The 20,244-nt window shown below is 56.0% G+C and carries 14 protein-coding genes; 4 read left to right on the top strand and 10 right to left on the bottom strand.

Features of this window, described 5'->3' with window-relative positions; translation table 11 throughout:
- Window positions 1-2: 2 nt before the first annotated feature.
- From TH5_RS20470 to TH5_RS20480, 3 genes are read right to left on the bottom strand one after another with little or no spacing between them, the layout of a single operon-like run.
- Window positions 3-1,424 (bottom strand): DHA2 family efflux MFS transporter permease subunit, encoded by a 1,422-nt coding sequence (locus tag TH5_RS20470; protein ID WP_208638499.1) that lies wholly within the window; start codon window positions 1,422-1,424, stop codon window positions 3-5.
- Window positions 1,414-4,038: a diaminobutyrate--2-oxoglutarate transaminase gene (locus TH5_RS26160; protein ID WP_114123423.1), complete on the bottom strand. Its 2,625-nt coding sequence runs from the start codon at window positions 4,036-4,038 to the stop codon at window positions 1,414-1,416. The genes TH5_RS20470 and TH5_RS26160 overlap by 11 nt, the downstream gene beginning before the upstream one ends.
- A complete protein-coding gene (locus tag TH5_RS20480) occupies window positions 4,031-5,851 on the bottom strand; it encodes an IucA/IucC family protein (protein ID WP_114123424.1) in 1,821 nt (606 codons plus the stop codon). Before TH5_RS20480 ends, TH5_RS26160 begins: the two co-directional genes overlap by 8 nt.
- Window positions 5,852-5,916: 65 nt before the next feature.
- Between TH5_RS20480 and TH5_RS25370 the strand changes: the two genes are divergently transcribed.
- The 3 genes from TH5_RS25370 to fdhA all read left to right on the top strand — a co-directional run bounded on the left by TH5_RS25370 (window position 5,917) and on the right by fdhA (window position 9,105).
- On the top strand, window positions 5,917-6,129 hold the full coding sequence (locus TH5_RS25370; RefSeq protein WP_147250140.1) for a hypothetical protein: 213 nt from the start codon (window positions 5,917-5,919) through the stop codon (window positions 6,127-6,129).
- Window positions 6,130-6,805: 676 nt separating this feature from the next.
- The gene (locus tag TH5_RS20490) at window positions 6,806-7,618 is read left to right on the top strand and encodes a hypothetical protein (protein WP_114123426.1); all 813 of its coding nucleotides are present in this window, start codon (window positions 6,806-6,808) and stop codon (window positions 7,616-7,618) included.
- Window positions 7,619-7,914: 296 nt separating this feature from the next.
- Entirely contained in the window at window positions 7,915-9,105 is a 1,191-nt protein-coding gene (gene fdhA, locus TH5_RS20495) for a formaldehyde dehydrogenase, glutathione-independent (RefSeq protein ID WP_114123427.1), read from the top strand.
- A gap of 87 nt (window positions 9,106-9,192) precedes the next feature.
- Here the strand turns inward: fdhA and TH5_RS20500 are convergent, their stop codons facing one another.
- The 4 genes from TH5_RS20500 to TH5_RS20515 form a co-directional block, all read right to left on the bottom strand.
- A complete protein-coding gene (locus tag TH5_RS20500) occupies window positions 9,193-11,754 on the bottom strand; it encodes a GcvT family protein (protein ID WP_114123428.1) in 2,562 nt (853 codons plus the stop codon).
- Between the two features lie 63 nt (window positions 11,755-11,817).
- Window positions 11,818-12,675 (bottom strand): formyltetrahydrofolate deformylase, encoded by an 858-nt coding sequence (purU, locus tag TH5_RS20505; protein WP_007091355.1) that lies wholly within the window; start codon window positions 12,673-12,675, stop codon window positions 11,818-11,820.
- A 35-nt stretch (window positions 12,676-12,710) separates the two neighbouring features.
- Window positions 12,711-13,646 carry an electron transfer flavoprotein subunit alpha/FixB family protein gene (locus TH5_RS20510; RefSeq protein ID WP_114123429.1) on the bottom strand — a complete coding sequence of 312 codons (936 nt, stop codon included), beginning with the start codon at window positions 13,644-13,646 and terminating at the stop codon, window positions 12,711-12,713.
- A 17-nt stretch (window positions 13,647-13,663) separates the two neighbouring features.
- Complete coding sequence (locus tag TH5_RS20515) at window positions 13,664-14,413, bottom strand: electron transfer flavoprotein subunit beta/FixA family protein (RefSeq protein WP_114123430.1); 750 nt, start codon at window positions 14,411-14,413, stop codon at window positions 13,664-13,666.
- Between the two features lie 120 nt (window positions 14,414-14,533).
- Here TH5_RS20515 and TH5_RS20520 point away from each other — a divergent pair, with 120 nt between their 5' ends.
- The gene (locus TH5_RS20520; RefSeq protein WP_244204989.1) at window positions 14,534-15,679 is read left to right on the top strand and encodes a GlxA family transcriptional regulator; all 1,146 of its coding nucleotides are present in this window, start codon (window positions 14,534-14,536) and stop codon (window positions 15,677-15,679) included.
- Between the two features lie 86 nt (window positions 15,680-15,765).
- Here the strand turns inward: TH5_RS20520 and TH5_RS20525 are convergent, their stop codons facing one another.
- The 3 genes from TH5_RS20525 to TH5_RS20535 all read right to left on the bottom strand — a co-directional run bounded on the left by TH5_RS20525 (window position 15,766) and on the right by TH5_RS20535 (window position 19,955).
- Window positions 15,766-17,394 (bottom strand): BCCT family transporter, encoded by a 1,629-nt coding sequence (locus tag TH5_RS20525; protein WP_114123431.1) that lies wholly within the window; start codon window positions 17,392-17,394, stop codon window positions 15,766-15,768.
- Window positions 17,395-17,547: 153 nt separating this feature from the next.
- Window positions 17,548-18,684, bottom strand: coding sequence for an FAD-binding oxidoreductase (locus TH5_RS20530; protein WP_208638500.1), 1,137 nt, complete (start codon window positions 18,682-18,684; stop codon window positions 17,548-17,550).
- Window positions 18,681-19,955: an aromatic ring-hydroxylating oxygenase subunit alpha gene (locus TH5_RS20535; protein ID WP_114123432.1), complete on the bottom strand. Its 1,275-nt coding sequence runs from the start codon at window positions 19,953-19,955 to the stop codon at window positions 18,681-18,683. The genes TH5_RS20530 and TH5_RS20535 overlap by 4 nt, the downstream gene beginning before the upstream one ends.
- Between the last annotated feature and the right edge of the window lie 289 nt (window positions 19,956-20,244).

Here is a 20,244-nt window from a genome sequence, read left to right on the forward strand (position 1 = left end):
GATCAGAGGTCAGGCCTGGGGGAGACTGGTGCCTGGACGAGCACCTTTGACGGCAGGCGACATGCCAAAGGTAGAAGACCTGCAATCAGTAGACCCGTTGCCAAAAAAACCTGACTGATGGCCGCCATTTCTTCCCGTGCGGCAGGGGCATGTGTCTGGCGGTGCCATTCAAGATAGGCGGATGCGATGACAATTCCGGCGGAAGACAGGATCCGTCTGGAAATGTTATTCATCGCAGCACCCTGCGTAAGGCGATTTTCCGGGATGGCATTAAGGCCTGCGGTCGTAACCGGCATGTAGGAAAGTCCAAGTCCGATGCCGCGCAGGACCATCAGGGCGAATATCCCCCACAAGGGAGTGTTCGCATCGCTTGCGCCCAGCAAAAATGCCGCAATGCAGGTGATGACAAGGCCGGTTGTGACGGTCAGCCTGGGGCCGTGCCAGTCAAGCCAGCGACCGCCAATATTGACAAAGATGCTGCCGGAAACGGCCGTGCACAGAAGTGCGGCTCCTGTCCATACGGGGCCATATCCCATCACGGTCTGAAGCTGCAACGGGATCAGGATGAGCGTTACGAACATACCGACCGATTGTATGGTCGTGATCACAATGCTGATCCGATAGCAGGGATAGGTGAACAGGCCGAGGTCAAGCAGGGGAGTCGGGCTTTTGCGTTCCGTTCTGATGAAGTAGGCAAATGCAAATACAGCAAGTATTGGCAGACCCCACATAGCCCAAACAGGAAGTATTTCTTCTGACAGAAGGTTCAGCCACATCATCGTCACGGCAATGGCCAGCGTGGCAGACAGAAACCCCCTGGTGTCAAAAGGCTGCCTGTCATTCGCATCCTGTCGGCCTTTCGGTAGGCCAATGAGAGCAACAACAAAGGCGCTTAATCCGAACGGGATGTTCATGATGAACAGGACCTGCCAGCTTGCCAGTTCCAGTGCCACCCCGCCGACAAAGGGCCCGACAGCCGGGGCCAGCATGACGGCAGTGCCCCAGATCCCGGTGATCCTGCCGCGTTTTTCTTTCTCATAGACGGAAAATATCAGGGGCAGCGACAGGGGGATCATCAATCCCCCTGCAATACCCTGAACTATTCGTGCCGCAATCACCCAGTTGATACCGGGGGCAAGCGCGCCAAGAGATGAGCCGCAAATGAACAGGCCAAGTCCGATCAAATACAGGCGCCGTTTGCCGTACCGGTTGCTCAGATAACCGGTAAGCGGCATCGTCAATCCCATCGCCATCATAAAGCCCGCAACGATCCAGCTTGCAAGCAGAGGGCCGGTGTCGAAAGTCTTCATGAATTCCGGCACGGCGGGGTTAAGCGCGCTGTTGTTCAGGCTGACCGTCAGGGTTCCCAGCAGCACCGATACCATCACCACCCGGGGAGGCAGGTTTTCAATCTTATTCTGCAACGTTAAGTGTCCGTTGTGCGCAGTTTTCGGCGATTGCGTCGCTGAAGATGCCGATGACTTCAAGCATTTCGGCAGTGCTGATGATCAGAGGCGGCAGGAACCGCAGAACGGCAGAATGGCGACCTCCGACCTCAAGGATAAGGCCGCGATCAAAGCAGGATTTTTGAACGGACCGGGCCAGCGACGGGTCTGCTTTCGGATAGCCCTGGGTGTCTGATGTGCGATCCTCGATCATCTCCACGCCCAGCATCAGGCCGCGCCCGCGGACATCGCCAATTTGCGGGAAGGCTGTCTGAAGGTTGCGAAGGGCGGTTTCAAGTTGCTGGCCGATACGCGCAGCATGCCCGGCAAGATCGTTTTCGCGAATGAAGCGCAACGTGTTTCTGCCTGCGGCCATGGCAAGCTGATTGCCGCGGAAGGTTCCGATATGTGCGCCGGACTGCCATTTATCGTATTTCTTGTGATAGGCGATGACAGATAATGGCAAACCGCCGCCGACAGCCTTGGACATCACAACGATATCGGGTGTGATGCCGGAATGCTCGAAGGCGAAGAGTTTTCCAGTGCGCCCGAAGCCGGTCTGAACCTCGTCAATGATCAGAAGAACGTCGTGTTCCAATGTGAGCTGGCGCAATTCTTTTAGCCAGTCATCCGGGGCAGGGATGGCACCACCTTCCCCCTGAACAGCTTCCAGAATAATGGCGGCCGGTTTGGTGACGCCGCTTTCCGGGTCGCTCAGGACAGAGCGGATGAAATTGAGACCGGCTTTTTCGCCAGCCTTTCCGCCGAGCCCGAAGGGGCAGCGATAATCATAGGGGTAAGGCATGAAATGGACATTTGGCACCAACCCTTCCAGTGCTCCCTTCTGGTGCAGGTTGCCGCTCAGGCTCATGGTTGCGTGGGTGCTGCCATGATATCCTCCCTGGAAAGACAGGATAGTACTGCGACCCGTCGCAATTTTTGCCAGCTTGATCGCCGCCTCGACACCGTCCGCCCCGGTCGGCCCGCAGAAATGTACGCGCGCATCGCGTGAGAAGTTTGCGGGCAGGCAAACGAGCAGTTCGTCAATGAACGCTTCTTTCGTGGCAGTTGTGATATCCAGGGTATGCAGCGGCACGTTGGCATCGATCATTTCCCGGATGGCATCGGTGACAACGGTATGATTATGCCCGAGTGCCAGCGTTCCTGCGCCGGCAAGACAGTCGATATATTCCTTGCCATCCATATCCGTTACGGTCAGCCCCTTTGCATGCCGGATGGCAAGAGGGAACCTTCGGGGATAGGTGCGTGCACCAGATTCACGGTTTGCCTGCTGCTGCAACAGATCGCTGTTGCGAACTTCTATTGCCGTGTAATCCCTCTGTGAGTTGACGGTTCCTGTCGCCTCTGATTGCGGCTCAGCCGGGATGAAATCGACAAGGGGTTTTGGGTGACACAGAAAATCGACATGCGAAATGTTAAAGCCATAGGCACCGGCCATTGGCAGAACCAGCAGACTGCCGACCTTTACGTTTTCCAGTTCCCGGTCCCGGCTTAGCACGTCCTTGGGCGTGCATAATTGCCCGGCAATGTCGAATATGCCAGACTGAGCAGCCCCATTTCCCGTGCGCGACAAGGCATCGGGGAAGTGAAGAACAGGATGATTATGGTTCTGGGCAGCGGGCAGTCTGAATTGATGGGTTCCGCCGCGGCATACAAGGAAACGACGGGCGTGGCTTTCCTTGATATCGAGAACCTCAATTCCGTAATAGCCGCAAAAGGCGGTGATGAACCGCCCCGGTTCCAGCCGGATTTGGGGCGGGTTTTCGGTTTTGCGCAAGCTGTCTTCAAGATGCCGGCAGAAGCCGGTCCAGTCGAATTGCCGGGCTTCGGTGTAATTGACGCCGATACCGCCACCGACATTGAGATGCGTCAGGGTGCCGGGATCGCGTGCCAGAGATTTCCATTCGGGCCATTTTTCCAGATAGAAATCGATCAGGGTCTGATGACGCCGGCTGTCTGTCTGATGAGACATCGCATGAATGTGGAACCCTTTCAGTCGAAGGTTCGGGCAGTTTTCCGCCAGTGCGATTACTTCGGGCAGTCTGGCTTCTTCGATGCCAAACGGGGTTGCGGTTCCGGCCATTGACAGCTTTGTCTGCATGTTTTCGGGCAAGGCCGGATTGATGCGGATCAGGATGTTCTGGGTTTTGCCGAGTTTGCGGGCGGCAGCATCCAGCAGGCCGAGTTCATGCATGCTTTCGACATGAATGAATTCCACGCCCTTTCTGATCGCGGATTCCATATCCGATATGAGTTTGCCCGGTCCGGAAAAGACGAAAGGCTTTGTCAGGCTGCAATTTGCGATACGGGCAATTTCCCCGCCCGAGGAAATTTCAAACCCGTCGACCAGTGGCGCAACGGTTTCGAGAATTTCCGTTTCGCTGTTGGCTTTGATGGCATAGTAAAGTTCCACCCCTTCGGGCAGTACCGACATGACCTGATTGACTTGGTTTTTCAGTGCCTCCAGGTCATAGACAAAGGCGGCAAGAGGATCGGGTGTATCTTTGGCCAGCGCTTTGAAACGGCTCAGCACGGCATCGCTGACGGTCCCGGACATATCTGTATTATTCATGCTCGCATTCCTCGCTGTGCCACGGTGCTTTCAATGTGACGTAACCGGCATTGCGATCTGCCTGGGCGGCCAGTCGCACTTTGAAGTTGGTTTTGCAGGCCACTTCGCCGCTGGTGATCAACTGATCAATCTCGGGGGTCGGGCCGGGAAGGTCGCGGGAAATCTGCTGAAGTTCGTGACGGACCTGCTGCCACATCATGTTTGCAAGTCCGGGGCTGTTTTCGCTTAGGGCCAGAATGGCCTCGCTCAGATTATTGACAAAAAGGCAGTAGCTGATGCGCCGCCATCCGGCCTGTCGGCTGTATTCCATGGATTGGCGGACAGCGGGGTGAACGGTTGCGTCAATATGCGCGATCCCCTTGTCCGAGGTCAGCTTGACCCCCTCGTAATCACGTAGAAGCAGTCTGGCTACATGTCCATCCTGATGGACGATGACCGTATTTTGCAGATGCGGCTCCATGACGATGCCGTGATTGTAGAACAGGAACAGAACCGGCTTCAGGAGTGCTTTCAGATAGCTTTTGAACCATTCGAGTTTGGCGCGGTCGTTCTGGTCAAGCTTCCAGCGGGCAAAGTAACGGGCGCAATTGGATTGCAGGTCAAGATCGCGGGCAAACAGGGTGGCGGCGATCACGCATTGTTCGGCACCTTCGGTCTTGCAGAAGTTCCGGCGCAGGATTGCCCCGGTCTGTTCCCGAAACCAGATGTCATCTTCGGGATCGGCACCTTTGGGGCTCCAGCTAATGGTGGCGGGTTCTTCGATAAGGTTGAGGTCCCCTGTGGATGACGGGGCGGTGTGGGTCAGTTCGCGAAGAAGACGGTTGATCCTGATCGTGCTTTCGAGTTCGTACCACGCATTTTTGCGAACGCAGTTTGTAATGCGGATATTCAAGGAACCCTTGATGAAATAGTCGTGCCCTTCGATATACATCGTCCGGATCGAGGCGGTGGGGCGGGCATGAAACCCTGTTTCACCAAGATCGCGGATCATGCCTGTCCGTAAAAGGTGCTTGACGCGTGGGTCTCCAAGAAAAAGCCTGGCCTGCACCGGATGCAGGGAAATCCGTGCATATCCCGGCGGGCAGTTGTGCTGATCGGCGATGCCGTCCAGAACGGCCGAAGGGCTGGCTTCATCGGTTCGGATATTCAGCCCTGATGACGGGACCTCAAGCACATGCATCCGTACCTTTGGGGAAAATTCCGGGGAGTAACGGGCAACCGGTGCGTTATCGGGCCAAAGCCGTGCTTTCGGGGCCGGGTGGGACGGATGACCGAACCATAAATTCTGTTCGCTCGCGATATAGTCGCGGAAGGGATCGGGTTTTACGGTTTCGGCATGCAGGGCGATTTCTTCGCTTAGTGTGATGCTGGACTGGATCTGCTTTAACAGCTCGCCATTGACCGGTGTCTCTGGCGCGGCACAGCTTGACAGAAGGCGGGCGGCAAGCAGTTCCGGATCAAGCTGTTTCCATCGCCCGCCGGGCAGTTTGCCGTAGATATGCGACAGATAATACTGACTTCCCATGCCTGATTTCCGGTCAACAAGCACAAAGAACTCGGACTGATCGGGCATGAAAACATGCATCGGAACAATGTGACCGGAAGCATGCGTAATCTCGACCGGAAGACGATCACGATCTTTGGGCCATTGATAGCGGATCAGCCCCTGGGGCAGGGCAAATTCCTTGACCAGACAATTGAAAAGCGCGTGCGCAGGTGCCGATTGTGCCAGCGTTGAGGGTCTTGCGCCGGATTTTGACAGGGGCGGTTGCGGATTTTGTGCTTCTTCTTTTGGGATCGTGTTTCCAGCCATGGTCTATGTCCTTGTTTCTATTTTTTTTAATAGAAATTCGTAGCCTGTTGTCGTTGGCCAGGGGCATGTCCCTGCTTGATCTTCTTCTGCAAGCTGCAGTGACGTCTGATACTTTACGTTGTTCTGATGTTCTGCGGCTCACTCATTGCGGGCACGTTATTAATATTGATAATGATTGTCAATTGCGAAATGAGGGCGGGGAAAATTTTCACAAAACCGATATTTTCGCAGATGAAGAAGCGCCTGCCGGGAAGGGCAGAGGAGGGGAGCTGGCCTGAAACCGGCAGGCCTCTCCGGCGCGGACTGCGTGATGCCGCATCCTCCTTCTTATTCGATTTTTTTGAGAAAGTTCTTGATTTGTTCTTTTGTTTATGGCATAAGAGAAAAATCAACGGGAGAAATGCACCCGGACCAAAACCCGCAAAGCCAGATGCGCTTTGCGGGTTTTTGCGTTTGGGGCCAGACCAGAGAGGTCATCAGGGTGCAGGGACAAAGACACAGACAGGGATGGGGATGCAGACCGGCGGCAAAGAAACAGGCAGGGCGGCGGGGTAATCCGCAGGATATGGGGCGGCGGATGGCGGAGCCATTACGGCGGCAATCTGCACGAGGATTAAGAGGACTAACCCGATCATTTGTCATGACGGGAGAGGTGCGTCTTGTTGAGGAGGGATAAGTTAAATCTGCCGGGAGCGGCAGCGATGGCAGCAGCGGGCAGCAGTGAGCTATGGCCCGACGATGGTGGACCAATGGGACCCGTGCGCCCGAAGTTTGTCCGGGCTTAAGTCGTGGCGGGGAAGTCCGGTTTTGGGTGGGGTAATGGCCATCGGTTTTTCAACCTCCAGGAGCTAGAACGGCAAGTGCGGGCATCAATTGTAATTGTAGCCTCCTCACCTTTTTGCCAGAATATTGTCTGGTTTAATACAACCTCTGGGGTTGTGGTGGGGAAGGTAAATGGTTGACGACATCGAAAAACCCGAGATGCCAAAGGGTGGGGGCAAGAAAGCAAAAGTAGCCAGAGGCGCGTTACAGGCTGTTGGCGGAGCGGTGCCCTTAGTTGGTGGGTTGGTGTCGGCGGTAGCTGGTGCATGGTCAGAACATGAGCAAGAGCAGGTAAATCGCTTCTTTGACCATTGGATTAGGATGCTACATGACGAGTTAAAAGAGAAAGAGGAAACGATCATCGAGATTATGGCTCGGCTTGACATGCAAGACGAGGAGGTAATCAAACGCGTCGAAAGTCCAGAATATCAGTCGCTATTGAAAAAAGCATTCCGAGATTGGGCCGGTGCTGAGAGCAACGATAAAAGAGTTCTCATTCGGAATATTCTGACAAACGCGGCACAAACTTCCATCTCAAGTGATGACGTAATCAAAATGTATTTGGATTGGCTGGAAAAATATTCGTTGATGCATTTTCAAGTGATTTCAGCGATCTATAGTCAGCCTGGTATAACGCGTGGTGGTATGTGGAGAAGCATCGGGAAAGGAGATGTTCGAGAAGACTCTGCGGACGCGGACTTGTTTAAGCTATTAATTCGAGACTTAAGCACGGGCGGTATAATTCGACAGCACCGCGAAACCGACTACTACGGTAATTCTATAGCAAAAAGGCCTCAACGAAGGCCAAAAGGAAATGGCCCCAAGCCCGCAGTTTCTGCGTTTGATGATGTTGAAGAATATGAGCTTACAGACCTCGGCAAACAGTTTGTCCACTACGCGATGACAGAGCAAACAGTTAAGATTGACTTTGATCAAAGTGACTGACGCCAACTGTGTCGATCTTCGTCGCTAACTTGATGCCTGCCATGTGGTGCTCGGATTAGGGTAGGGGAAATTGATCAAAATCGTCAGTCCGGGCTGCGACACCACATCCTCCCTCCATGCGCAATGGTACTCTCCATTCGTCGTATTCGTTCAGTCCATATCCTCCGGGTTTTGCTAGTCTTCGTGATTGCAATCATAGGATGGTTTTTGTCCTCCGTTTTCCGGGCAGGAGCCTGCTGATTGGAATGGAAGGCCGGGAAGTAATTCCGGCGTCATATAATCGGAGGAGGAAGCAGATGAGCAGCAACAGAGGTGTGGTGTATGTCGGGCCCGGCAAGGTCGAGGTCAGGAATATTGCCGATCCGGTGATGGCATCGCCCAATGGCCGGAAGCTTGACCATGCCGTCATTCTGAAAGTGATCAGTACCAACATTTGCGGATCGGACCAGCATATGGTGCGCGGCCGCACGACCGCAGAGCCGGGGTTGGTTCTGGGGCATGAAATTACCGGCGAGATCATCGAGAAGGGCAGCGACGTCGAGCAGCTTGAGATCGGCGATATCGTATCGGTCCCGTTCAATGTTGCCTGCGGGCGGTGCCGGTGCTGCAAGTCGCAGGATACCGGTGTGTGCCTGACGGTGAACCCGGCGCGTGCGGGTGGGGCCTATGGCTATGTCGATATGGGCGGCTGGATCGGCGGGCAGGCGCGTTATGTCATGGTGCCGTATGCCGATTTCAACCTTTTGAAATTCCCCGACCGTGAGCAGGCGATGGATAAAATCCGTGACCTGACGATGCTGTCCGACATTCTGCCGACCGGGTTCCACGGTGCGGTGCAGGCCGGTGTTGGTGTCGGGTCCATCGTTTATGTTGCCGGTGCCGGGCCGGTCGGGATGGCAGCCGCCGCGTCGGCACGTATCCTGGGGGCCGCCGTTGTGATGGTCGGTGATTTCAACAAGGAACGTCTGGCGCATGCATCGAAGATGGGCTTTGAGGCGGTCGATCTGTCGCAAAGTGACCGTCTGGGCGAAATGATTGCCGAAATCACCGGAAACCCGGAAGTAGACAGCGCCATCGATGCGGTCGGGTTTGAAGCCCGCGGGCATACGGGTGGCGAACAGCCGGCGATTGTGTTGAACCAGATGATGGAAATCACGCGCGCGGCCGGTTCCATCGGCATTCCGGGGCTTTATGTGACCGAAGATCCCGGTGCGGTCGATGATGCGGCCAAGCAGGGCAGTCTGTCGCTTCGGTTCGGGCTTGGCTGGGCCAAGGCGCAGTCGTTCCATACCGGGCAGACGCCGGTGATCAAATATAACCGGCAACTGATGCAGGCGATCCTGCATGACCGCCTGAAGATCGCCGATATCGTCAATGCGCAGGTGATCTCGCTTGATGATGCGGCGAAGGGTTATGAAAGCTTTGATCAGGGGGCGGCCAAGAAATTCGTGCTTGATCCGCATGATGTTCTGGCGAAGGCGAGCTAGTCGCGAGGCTTGGACTTAACCCGAGCCAGAAACGAAAAACGGGAGCCAGCAGTGGCTCCCGTTCTTTTTTATCCGCGATGTTGATTGTTAGCTGCGCGGTTTGAGGTTTTCCGGGTCGTAAAGCGGCTTGTAACCGATGCCGACGACTTCGACCGGGTAAATCTCGTCAAAATAGGAGACGGTCAGTTTGCGGCCTTCCTGGCAATAATCCCACGGCAGATAGGCGAGTGCTATGTTTTTGCCGATGCTGGGGCCAAACGCGATGGAGGTCGTGTAGGAGCGACGGCCAAGTTCATCAATCAGGGTTTTGCCGGTGTCCGGGTCCATGACCGGCAGATTGCCGACCGGGTAGCGCGCCACCCCATTGGCATCCTTGTTGTCGGTCATGACAAGGGTGCAGAGCATGGCCGGTTGATGATCGCGTTCGCGATATTCGACATGCTTTGCCTTGCCACGGAAATCGGCCTCTTTGACCTTTGGGCGGGCAAGGGCGGCTTCGATCAGGTTATATTGCGTATGCAGATCGGCGTTTTGCAGGCGCAGTGATTTTTCCAGACGGCGCGAGTTGGCGTAGGTTTCAACACCAACCGCCATCACGCCAATACCGCGCAGCGCATCCCAGACGGCAAGACCGTCTTCGTAGCGCATATGAAGCTCCCACCCCTGTTCGCCGACATAGGAAATGCGAAACGCGGTGACGGTTTTGCCCGCAATGCTGATCTGGCGGATGGCGGCAAACGGGAAGTTTTCGATATCGAGTTCTTCGGGGGCGGCAACAACCTTTTTAAGGTTTTCACGGGCGTTCGGGCCCCAGATACCAATCGTGGTGAATTTTTCGGTGACGTCGGTAATGGTGACGTCCCAGCCCTTGTCCTGTGCCATGCGGCGCATATAGATCAGGTCACGCGGGCCGGCATCCGCCCCATTGACCAGACGGCAGCGGTCGGCCATGCGGAAAACGGTAAAGTCGGCACGCACCATGCCCTCGTCATCAAGCATGTGGGTATAGATACCCTTGCCGATATTGGCATCCCCGCCGATTTTGGCGGCACAGAGCCATTCCATGAGTTCGACATGATCCGGGCCTTCGATATCGGTCATGTGGAAGTGCGACAGGTTGATGATGCCGCAATCGTCACTCATGGCGAGCTGTTCGGCGTTGGAAACGCGCCAGAAATGGCGGGTATCCCATTCATTTTCACGCACCGGCACCCGGTCGGCGTATTTTTCCAGCAGATGTTCGTTGGCGGCGTAACCGTGCGCGCGTTCCCAACCGCCCAGTTCCATGAAATAGCCGCCAAGTTCGACTTCGCGTTCATAGAAGGGGGAGCGGCGGATGCCGCGGGCTTTTGAAAATGGCTCGCGCGGGTGGACGGGCGGGTTATAGATCTTTTTCGCGGTTTCCCAGCAGCGGTCGTAAATGTATTTCTCGTCGAGCTGGAATTCATTGAAGCGGGCGAAATCAATCGCATGGTGATCGACATGGGTGCGGCCATGGGTCATCCAGTCGGCAATCAGTTTGCCCATGCCGGGCCCGTCCTTGATCCAGATGCCGACCGCATACCAAAGGCCGCGCAGCTTCTGGCTTTCGCCCATCGAAGGGCCGCCATCAGCCGAGGTTTGCAAAAGACCGTTGAAGGAATGGCTTTCGTTAAAGCCAAGTTCGGTCAGGATCGGGGTCAGTTCCATGGCACGTTCAAGCGGCTCGATCACGTCTTCGAGTTCAAGATCGCGCTGGGACGGGGACAGGCGGGCCTGATCCTTTTCAAGGATTTCGCGCGGATGGACCAGACGCGGGTTTTCTTCGTAGTAGTAGCCCCATTCGATCTGGCCGCCCTCGGTGCTTTTGGGATCGCCGGTATCGCGCATATAGGCGGAATTCCCCTGATCGCGCAGAAGCGGCATGCCGATTTCAACACCGGTTCCGGCAAATTCGTTATAGGGCCCAAAGAAGGTCAGCGGATGGTCAACCGGCATCACCGGCAGGTCTTCGCCGGCCATTTCGGCAATCAGGCGGCCCCAAAGCCCGGCACAGACGACGACATAATCGGCATGGATCGTGCCGCGTTCGGTTTTGACCCCGATGATGCGGCCATTTTCGGTGATCAGTTCAAGGGCGGAGGTGTTGGCAAAGATTTTGAGCTTGTCACTTGCGACACCCTGATCGATCAGCTTGCCGGCGACGGTTTGCGAGCGCGGGATGACAAGGCCAGCATCCGGGTCCCACATCGCACCCTGAATCTGGTCTTCTTCGAGAAGGGGGAATTTTTCCTTGGCCTCGGACGCGCTGATGATTTTGACATTGGTGCCAAACGCCTTGCCGGAATCAACGCGGCGTTTGAGTTCGGCCATGCGGGCATCATCGCCAACGCGGGCAACCTCGATCCCGCCGATGCGGGCGTAATGGCCCATCTTTTCGTAGAAATCGATGGAATACATCGTTGTCCAGCAGGACAGCAGATCATGGCTTGTCGCAAAGCAGAAATCCGACGCATGCGCGGTCGAGCCGATATCGGTCGGGATGCCGGATTTGTCGATGCCGACAATATCGTCCCAGCCATTTTCGATCAGATGGTGGGATACCGATGCACCCACAATACCGCCGACGCCGACGATAACGACTTTTGCCCTGTTCGGAAATGCGGCCATTTCTCTCTTTCCTTCTTATTGCGATGGTTATCTTGTGTCGGCGGAGGCGGAATTCTGGCGGTATTATTGGGTGAAAACCACGGTACGGTTTTTGTTCAGCATCACGCGGCCTTCGAGGTGATATTTGACGCCACGGGCCAGAACGCGGGCTTCGATATCGCGCCCGGTGGCTACGAAATCATCGGCCGACATGGCGTGGCTGACGCGTTCTGTTTCCTGTTCGATGATCGGGCCTTCGTCGAGGTCTGGCGTGACATAGTGCGCGGTCGCCCCGATCAGTTTCACCCCGCGTTCATAGGCCTGATGATAGGGTTTAGCGCCTTTGAAGGACGGCAGGAACGAGTGGTGAATATTGATGATCATGCCATAAAACTGGCTTGAAAGATCGTTGGTCAGGACCTGCATATAGCGGGCAAGGACGACCAGTTCGGATTTGGTTTCCTTGATCAGATCGGCAAGTTTGGCTTCCTGTTCGATCTTGTTTTCCTTGTTCACCGGCCAGTAATGGAAGGGGATGCCTTCCTGATCGGCGATTTTGCGCGCGTCTTCGTGGTTCGAGACGATGGCGGCGACTTCGGCATCAAGCCAGCCGACCTTGATCTGATACAGCAGATGCAGCATCGCGTGATCGAATTTGGAGACCATGATGATGATCTTGGGACGGCGGGACAGATCATCGATCTTGAGCTTCATATTGAAACGGTCAACCGCCGGGTTCAGCATCAGTTCGATTTCGGCCTTGCTGACATTTTCCGGCGTGCTGGTGGCGATGCGCAAAAAGAACTGGTTGGTCTGACGGTCCCAGAACTGGTTGGATTCAATGATATTCGCCCCGCGCGATGCCAGGGCAGAGGCGACGGTTGCGACAATGCCCGGCTGGTCGTCACAGGCGATACGCAGGGTATAGGAATGTTCGCTCACTGGATGTGCTCCGTTTCAAAGGGGTGTTTGGCGTGTCAGAGCTGACGCTCCAGTTCGGGAAGAATGTCGAACAGATCACCCACAATGCCATAATCCGCGACCTGGAAGATCGGTGCATCTTCGTCGGTATTGATCGCCACGATGATTTTGGAATCCTTCATGCCCGCAAGGTGCTGAATGGCGCCCGAAATGCCACATGCGATGTAAAGATCGGGGGCGACCACCTTGCCGGTCTGTCCGACCTGCAAATCATTTGACGCATAACCGGCATCCACGGCGGCACGGGATGCGCCGATGGCAGCACCAAGTTTATCGGCAACCGGTGTCATGACTTCCTGGAACCTTTCGGCGGAACCAAGGGCACGGCCGCCCGATACGATGATCTTGGCGGAACCGAGTTCCGGGCGATCATTTTTCGACAGGATGTTTTCAAGGAAGGTTGAAAGACCGGTGCCATCCGATCCGGCATCGATGGTTTTGATCGGGGCCGGGGCGTTGTCGCCAGTGGCGGCGGCGAAGCTTGTGGTGCGGATCGTAAGGATCCTTGTCGCATCGGTCGTCTGCACGGTTTCAATCGCATTTCCGGCATAGATCGGGCGTTTGAAGGTATCGGGCGATACGACTTCGATCACGTCGGAAACCTGCATGACATCGAGAAGGGCGGCGACACGGGGCAATACGTTTTTGCCCGTGGTGGTGGCTGGCGCGAGGATGGTGTCGTAATCGCCTGAAAGATTGACGATCAGGGCGGCGGTCGGTTCGGCAAGACGGTGTTCAAGGGTGTCGCCTTCGGCAAGGATCACATTGCGCACGCCCGAGAGTTTTGCCGCCGCATCGGCCACCGAACCGGCATTTTTACCGGCGATCAGAATGTCGATATCGCCACCGATCAGGGATGCGGCGCTGAGCGCTTTGGCGGTCTGATCGGACAGGGATTGATTGTCATGTTCTGCAAAAAGAAGAATGGCCATTTTTATCTCCGCCCGGTTTAGATGACGCCTGCTTCGGCTTTAAGCTTTTCAATCAGATCGGTTACACCCGCGACCTTGATCCCGGCGGTGCGACCGGCGGGTTCTTCGACCCGGATCACGCGCAGACGCGGGGAAACGGTGACGCCGAAATCATCGGGCGTTCTGGTTTCCAGCGGCTTTTTCTTGGCCTTCATGATGTTGGGAAGCGACGCATAGCGCGGCTCGTTCAGGCGAAGATCGGCAGTCACAATGGCGGGCAGGGTGACTTCGATGGCCTGAAGGCCGCCATCAACCTCGCGGGTGACTTTGGCGGTGGTATCGCCAAGATCAAGTTCGGAGGCAAAGGTTGCCTGCGACCAGCCGAGCAGGGCGGAAAGCATCTGCCCGGTCTGATTGGCGTCATCGTCAATCGCCTGTTTGCCAAGGATGACGAGGTTTGGATTTTCGTCCGCGACAACGCCTTTGAGCAGTTTGGCGACAGATAGCGGTTCGATGGGGCCATCGACCGTAATCAGGATGGCGCGATCCGCCCCCATGGCCAATGCCGTGCGCAGGGTTTCCTGCGCCTGTGCCGGGCCGATGGAAACGGCGACGACTTCGTTCGCCTTGCCGGCCTCTTTCAGGCGCACGGCTTCCTCGACGGCAATTTCATCGAACGGGTTCATCGACATTTTGACATTGGCAAGATCAACGCCAGTGCCGTCTGCCTTGACGCGGATTTTGACGTTGTAATCGACAACCCGCTTTACAGGTACGAGAACCTTCATCTTTGTCCTTCCTGATATCATCCCGGTTCCGGGTCTTTGCCCGCTTTATCGGGTGCCGCGAAATCGCATTATTGGTATTGTTAAAAAATAGCTTGGTGAATTTTTGCGCCGGAAAATAGAATGTTTGCGTCAAAGCGGGATTATCGCTACGACAAAGACAGCAACCTTGTCCGTATCGGAGGGTCTAGGGCCATGTATTCCGGATCTCAGAACGCTAATGCGGGGCGTCTTGCGAACGCTTCTGGTGCGGGCAAGTCGGGCCAGGAAAAGCCGCGTCTTTCGGTCGGGTTCATTCTGGCGAAGCGTTTTACGTTGTGTGCCTTTGCCAATTTTGTCGATGTGCTCAGACTGGCGGCTGATGAAGGGGATCGTAGCCGACCGATCCTGTGCAACTGGACGGTTGTTTCCGACACCATGGACCCGGTGCCATCAAGCAGCGGCATTATCGTTCAGCCCAAGGAACGGTTGGGCGACCCACGGCGGTTCAATTATATCGTTGTCGTCGGCGGGCTTATGGAAGAAACGCCCAATCTTGGATCGGCCTATCACAAGTTTTTGCACGAGGCGGCGGAGGCCGGTATTCCGCTTGTCGGGATATGCACGGGCGCGTTCCTGTTGCACCGGGCCGGGTTGCTTGACGGGTATCGCTGTTGCGTTAGCTGGTTCCATCATTCCGATTTCATCGAACAGTTCGAAGGACTTGATCCGGTTGCCGATCAGATTTTTGTCGTCGACCGGGATCGGTTGACCTGTTCGGGCGGGGTCAGTTCGGCGCATCTGGCAGCCCATCTGGTGGACAAGCATGTCGGGCGGGCACAGGCCAGCAAAAGCCTGCATATCATGATCATTGATGATGCGTTGCAGGCGGAAAAGCCGCAGCCGGGTATTCCGCTTGATCTGAAAACGCAGGACCCGATCGTGCAGCGGGCGTTGCTGATCATGCAGCAGAATATCGACACGCCGATTTCGGTTCAGGAAATCGCGCGCCGGATGGGCAACAGCAAGCGCCAGATTGAACGCCATTTCAGGCTTTCGCTTGATACATCGCCACAGGTGGCGTTCCTCAATATCCGGCTTGATATGGCCCATCACCTGATGGAGAAAAGCCAGAAGTCGGTGGCACAGGTGGCGGTGGATTGCGGATTTTGTGATTCTTCGCATCTCAGCCGGATGTTCCGGCGCCGCTATGGCTGCACGCCACAGGAATTGCGCCGCCCGGTAACGGATGCGGTATCTGATCCGGTGCCGGTTCTGGAAGACGCGTAACTCTGCCTTCATGTCGAAGCTAACATGAAAACGCCGCCCGAAGATTATCCCTTCGGGCGGCGTTTTTCAATGGTCAAAGACGGTTATCAGCGCGGTTCGCTGGCAAGTCCGCGCCAGATGGCAACGCACATCACAAGCAGAACCACGGTAAATGGCAGACCCGTTGAAATCACCATCGATTGCAGTGATTTCAGACCACCCGCCGAAAGCAGCAGGACGATTGCGACCAGGCCTTCGAACACGCACCAGAAGACGCGCTGCGGCAGGGGGGCATCGACCTTGCCACCGGCTGCAATCGTATCAATGACCAGCGACCCGGAATCCGAGGACGTGACAAAGAAAACAATCACAAGCACGATCCCGATAAAGGACGTGATCGATGCCAGCGGCAGGGCATCAAGCATGGTGAAGAGCTGCACGGGAAGGTCGGCTTCCTGAACCGCGGTGTAGCCGTCGCGAACGACCTGGCTGATGGCGGAACCGCCAAAGATCGACATCCAGAGCACGCAGACCAGCGACGGGATCAGCAGAACGCTGATGATGAATTCACGCACGGTACGGCCACGGCTGACACGGGCGATGAACATGCCGACAAACGGTGACCAGGAAATCCACCATGCCCAGTAGAACGATGTCCAGCCCTGCATGAAGTTGACATCGTCGCGGCCGACCGGGCTTGAAAGTGCCGGAAGGTATTGAAGATATGCGCCAAGGAAGTCAAAGACATCGGTCACCAGAAGCAGGGTCGGCCCGGCGACAAGCACGAACATGAGCAGCAGGAAGGCAATCCCCATATTGATTTCGGATAACAGCTTGACGCCTGATTCAAGGCCGCGAACGACCGAGAAAAGGGCGATCGAGGTGATGCCGACAATCAGGATAACCTGCCATGTAGTATCAATCGGCATCCCGAACAGCTTGTTAAAGCCGGAGTTTGCCTGAACCGCACCAAGACCAAGCGAGGTGGCAAGACCGAAAAGGGTCGCAAAAACAGCAAGAATATCAATGATGTGCCCCGGCCATCCCCAGACGCGTTCACCGAAGATCGGATAGAAGGCGGAACGGATGGTCAGCGGCAGACCCTTGTTATAGCTAAACAGGGCAAGGCTGAGGGCGACGATGGCATAGATTGCCCACGGGTGAAGGGCCCAGTGGAAAATCGAGGCCGCCATGCCCAGACGAATGGCTTCTTCCTGACTGGCGGCGGCACCAAGCGGTGCCCAGTCGCTGCGGATGCCATCCGCACCGACAGCAGTGCCACCCAGCGATGATGAAAAGTGGCTTAGCGGTTCGGAAACACCATAGAACATAAGCCCGATCCCCATGCCCGCGGCGAACAGCATGGAGAACCAGCTTAGATAGCTGAAATCAGGTGTTGCGTCCTTTCCGCCAAGCCGGACCTTGCCATAGGGGCTAACGACGACGACAAGGCAAAGGATCACGAAAATATCGGCAGCGCCGATGAAGAACCAGTCGAAGCCCTGGGTTACTTCGGAAAACAACAGGCTGAAAACAGAGTTCGCCTGATCTGGCATCAACAGTGTGTAGGCAACGAACGCGATAACGGTCAGGGCCGAGACGGCAAAGACGGGGTTGTGAATGTCGAACCCGATGGGGCCGAGCTTGCCCTCTATATTATCCTGACCGAGATTGTAGTCTGTATCGATTTGGCCTTCTGGCGGCGTTTCTTCCGCCGCTGTTTTTACGTCACTCATGAAGCATTCTCCTGTTATGAACCTGCGAAAAAATTCCGTCAGGAGAGATCCTTTTGCTGGACCCTTCTTGTGATTTTGAATCAAAGGTGCCACGCACGCCAAAAGGCGAGCTCGTTCAGAACAGTCTTAACGTGCGGGGCGTAAGGCAGAGGTCTAGAGTTCGACCTCGATGTCCGACAAAGGTGTCGAACAACAAATCAGGACTTTGCCCTGATCTATTTCGCGCTGGCGGATACCGCCACCGTGCTGCATATCGACTTCACCGGAAATCAGTTTTGACTTGCAGGTGCCGCAGATGCCGCGCTGGCAGGAGGACATTGGCAATATCCCCGCCTCGCGGGCCGCTGACAGAACCGTCATGCCCGGACCACATTCGACAACGTGGCCGGTTTTGGTGAAGCTCACCCGGAAAGTCTGGCCGCTTATTTCCGGGGCTGCGACAGGATCTTCATCAAATGTTCCGGCGGTTTCCGCGCCGAAGTCGAAGCTTTCCTCGTAATATTTCTCCATGTCGAAACCGGTATCGCGCAACATGTTGCGGACACCTTCCATGAAGGGGGCCGGGCCGCAGCAGAACACCTTGCGGTCCTTGAAATCGGGCAGCATCAACGACAGCATCTGAATGTTGAAGCGGCCGGTATAGCCGGTCCAACTGTGATGGGCGGCGGCGGTGCTGCAGGTGAAGGCAATTCGAAGGCCTGGGTTCTGGGCGGCGAGAAGCGAGAGTTCATCGCGGAAAATGATGTCCGCCGGGGTGCGTGCCGCGTGTACGAAACACAGATCGGACGGTTCGGACAGATCACAGGCGGTGCGGGTCATCGACATCATCGGGGTGATGCCGCTGCCAGCCGAGATGAACAGAAGCTTTTCCTCGCCGGTGGCATCGGTGGTGAATTCACCGAACGGGCCGGAGACATTCACTTCCTTGCCCGGCATCATATAGTCATGCAGCCAGTTCGACCCCGGACCGCCGGGCACACGTTTGACCGTGATTTCGATCCGGTAGGGGCGGGCAGCCGACCCCGAAATCGTGTAACTGCGCGTGACCATGCCTTCGACGGGCAGTTCAAACGTCATGTACTGGCCCGGATAGAAGCGGAATGCGCGCGGTTCGCGGGCCGAAAAGACGAATGTTTTTACGTCATGGGTTTCCTGTCGCACCTGCCGGCAGACCAGAACGTCATCCTGTTCCGGGTCCCAAAGCGGGATGCGGGTGGCCTCGGTAAAGTTTTCATCGTCGCCGGACGGGGCGGCTTGGCCGGTGGCCGGTGGATTGGTCTGCGTCATCATTTGGTGGCCGCCCCGGATTTGCCTTTGGCCAGATGCTGTTTCATCCGTGCGATATACCAGTCACAGAAGGCTTCGACATGCGGTTCGGTAAAGCTTGAATAGGGGCCGGGTTCGTAGGATGGCTGTTCACTGCCAAGCTGGGCAAGACGGACCAGATCGGCGTCCTGCTGGTTGGTCATTTTCCAGACCTGGGTCAGGTTATCGAGATTGTAATCTTCGCCTTCGATGGCATCCTTGTGGACAAGCCAGGTTGTGCGCACCAGCGTGCGGTCGGCTGAAAGCGGCAGGACCGAGAAGGTGACGATATGGTCACTCATGAAATGGTGCCATGAATTCGGATGCGTCCAGAAGCTGAGTCCGCCAAGCTTCGGATCGGTGAATTTGCCAAGCAGCTTTTTGGAGGCGACCTTGGTGTCTAGCGTCTGGGATTCTCCTTCCCACATCAGAGGCAGGCGCATAGTGCGGAAGCCGGTGACATCGGAAAGGTGATCTTCTTCTGCGGATGGCAGGCCGCAGGATTCCCAGCGTTTATGGTCGTTTTCAACCGCGTTGGTATATTTCTTGACGTCTTCGGACCGGCGTTCGTCCATTTCATCAGGGGAAAAGCCAAAGCCGAATTCGGAAAGCGGTACGGTCAATTGCGGATGGTTGGCTTCGCAGTGATAGCATTCGCGGTTGTTTTCCATCGTCAGCTTCCAGTTGCCTTCCTCGATCAGGTCGGAGGTGAAGGCAACCTTGCAATTGGCGATGTCGTGCGGCGCGATATAGGGCGTCATCACGCGGGCCATTTCATCGATATCTTTGGGCGCTTCATCGGCAAGGCAGATGAAAATCAGCCCGGCGATGGAACGGATATGGACGGCCTTTAGCCCGTGGCAGCTTTTATCGAAGCCAGCGCCCATATGTTCGGCCAGAATCAGGTCGCCGTCTTCGTTATAGGTCCAGCCGTGATAACGGCACACGATATTGCCGATGGTGGTGGCCCGTTCGTCGATCAGCTTTGCCCCGCGGTGGCGGCACACATTGTGAAAGGCACGGATTTCCATATCGTCGCCGCGCAGAAGCAGGATGGAGGCGCGACCAACCTCGACCGTGATGCAGTCGCCGGGTTCGGGCAGTTCCGGTTCGACCGCGACGAAAATCCAGTGCTGATTGAAGATCGCCTCGACATCAAGCTTGAGGATTTCCGGGGCGTTATAAAATGGCGCTTCGAGGCTTTTGCCTTTTTCGCGGCGCGACACGAGATCTTGTATGTCAGAAGAAAAGCGCATGATCAGATACCTCGGCGTCTAAGCGGTACCACGAAGAGAGGACTTTGTCGGTCCTTGCGGAATTATAGGATGATGGACCTCTGTCGGGTGCAAGGAAACAAGATGCTGCGACTTTCATCGGGCTTCTTGCGCGATTGCCAGCCGGTTTCGGGCTTTGGTCACGGAAGCAGCCAGAGGAAAGAAAATCGCACGGCATTCGGTCCCGTGGGCACATCCCGGCATAACCCGCACTGTCAATTACAGGGGGGGTGATACGGGCAAGACAGGTCCCTGCATGAGGGTTGCCAGT

The organism is Thalassospira xianhensis MCCC 1A02616 (genome assembly GCF_003326475.1).
GTDB lineage: Bacteria > Pseudomonadota > Alphaproteobacteria > Rhodospirillales > Thalassospiraceae > Thalassospira > Thalassospira xianhensis.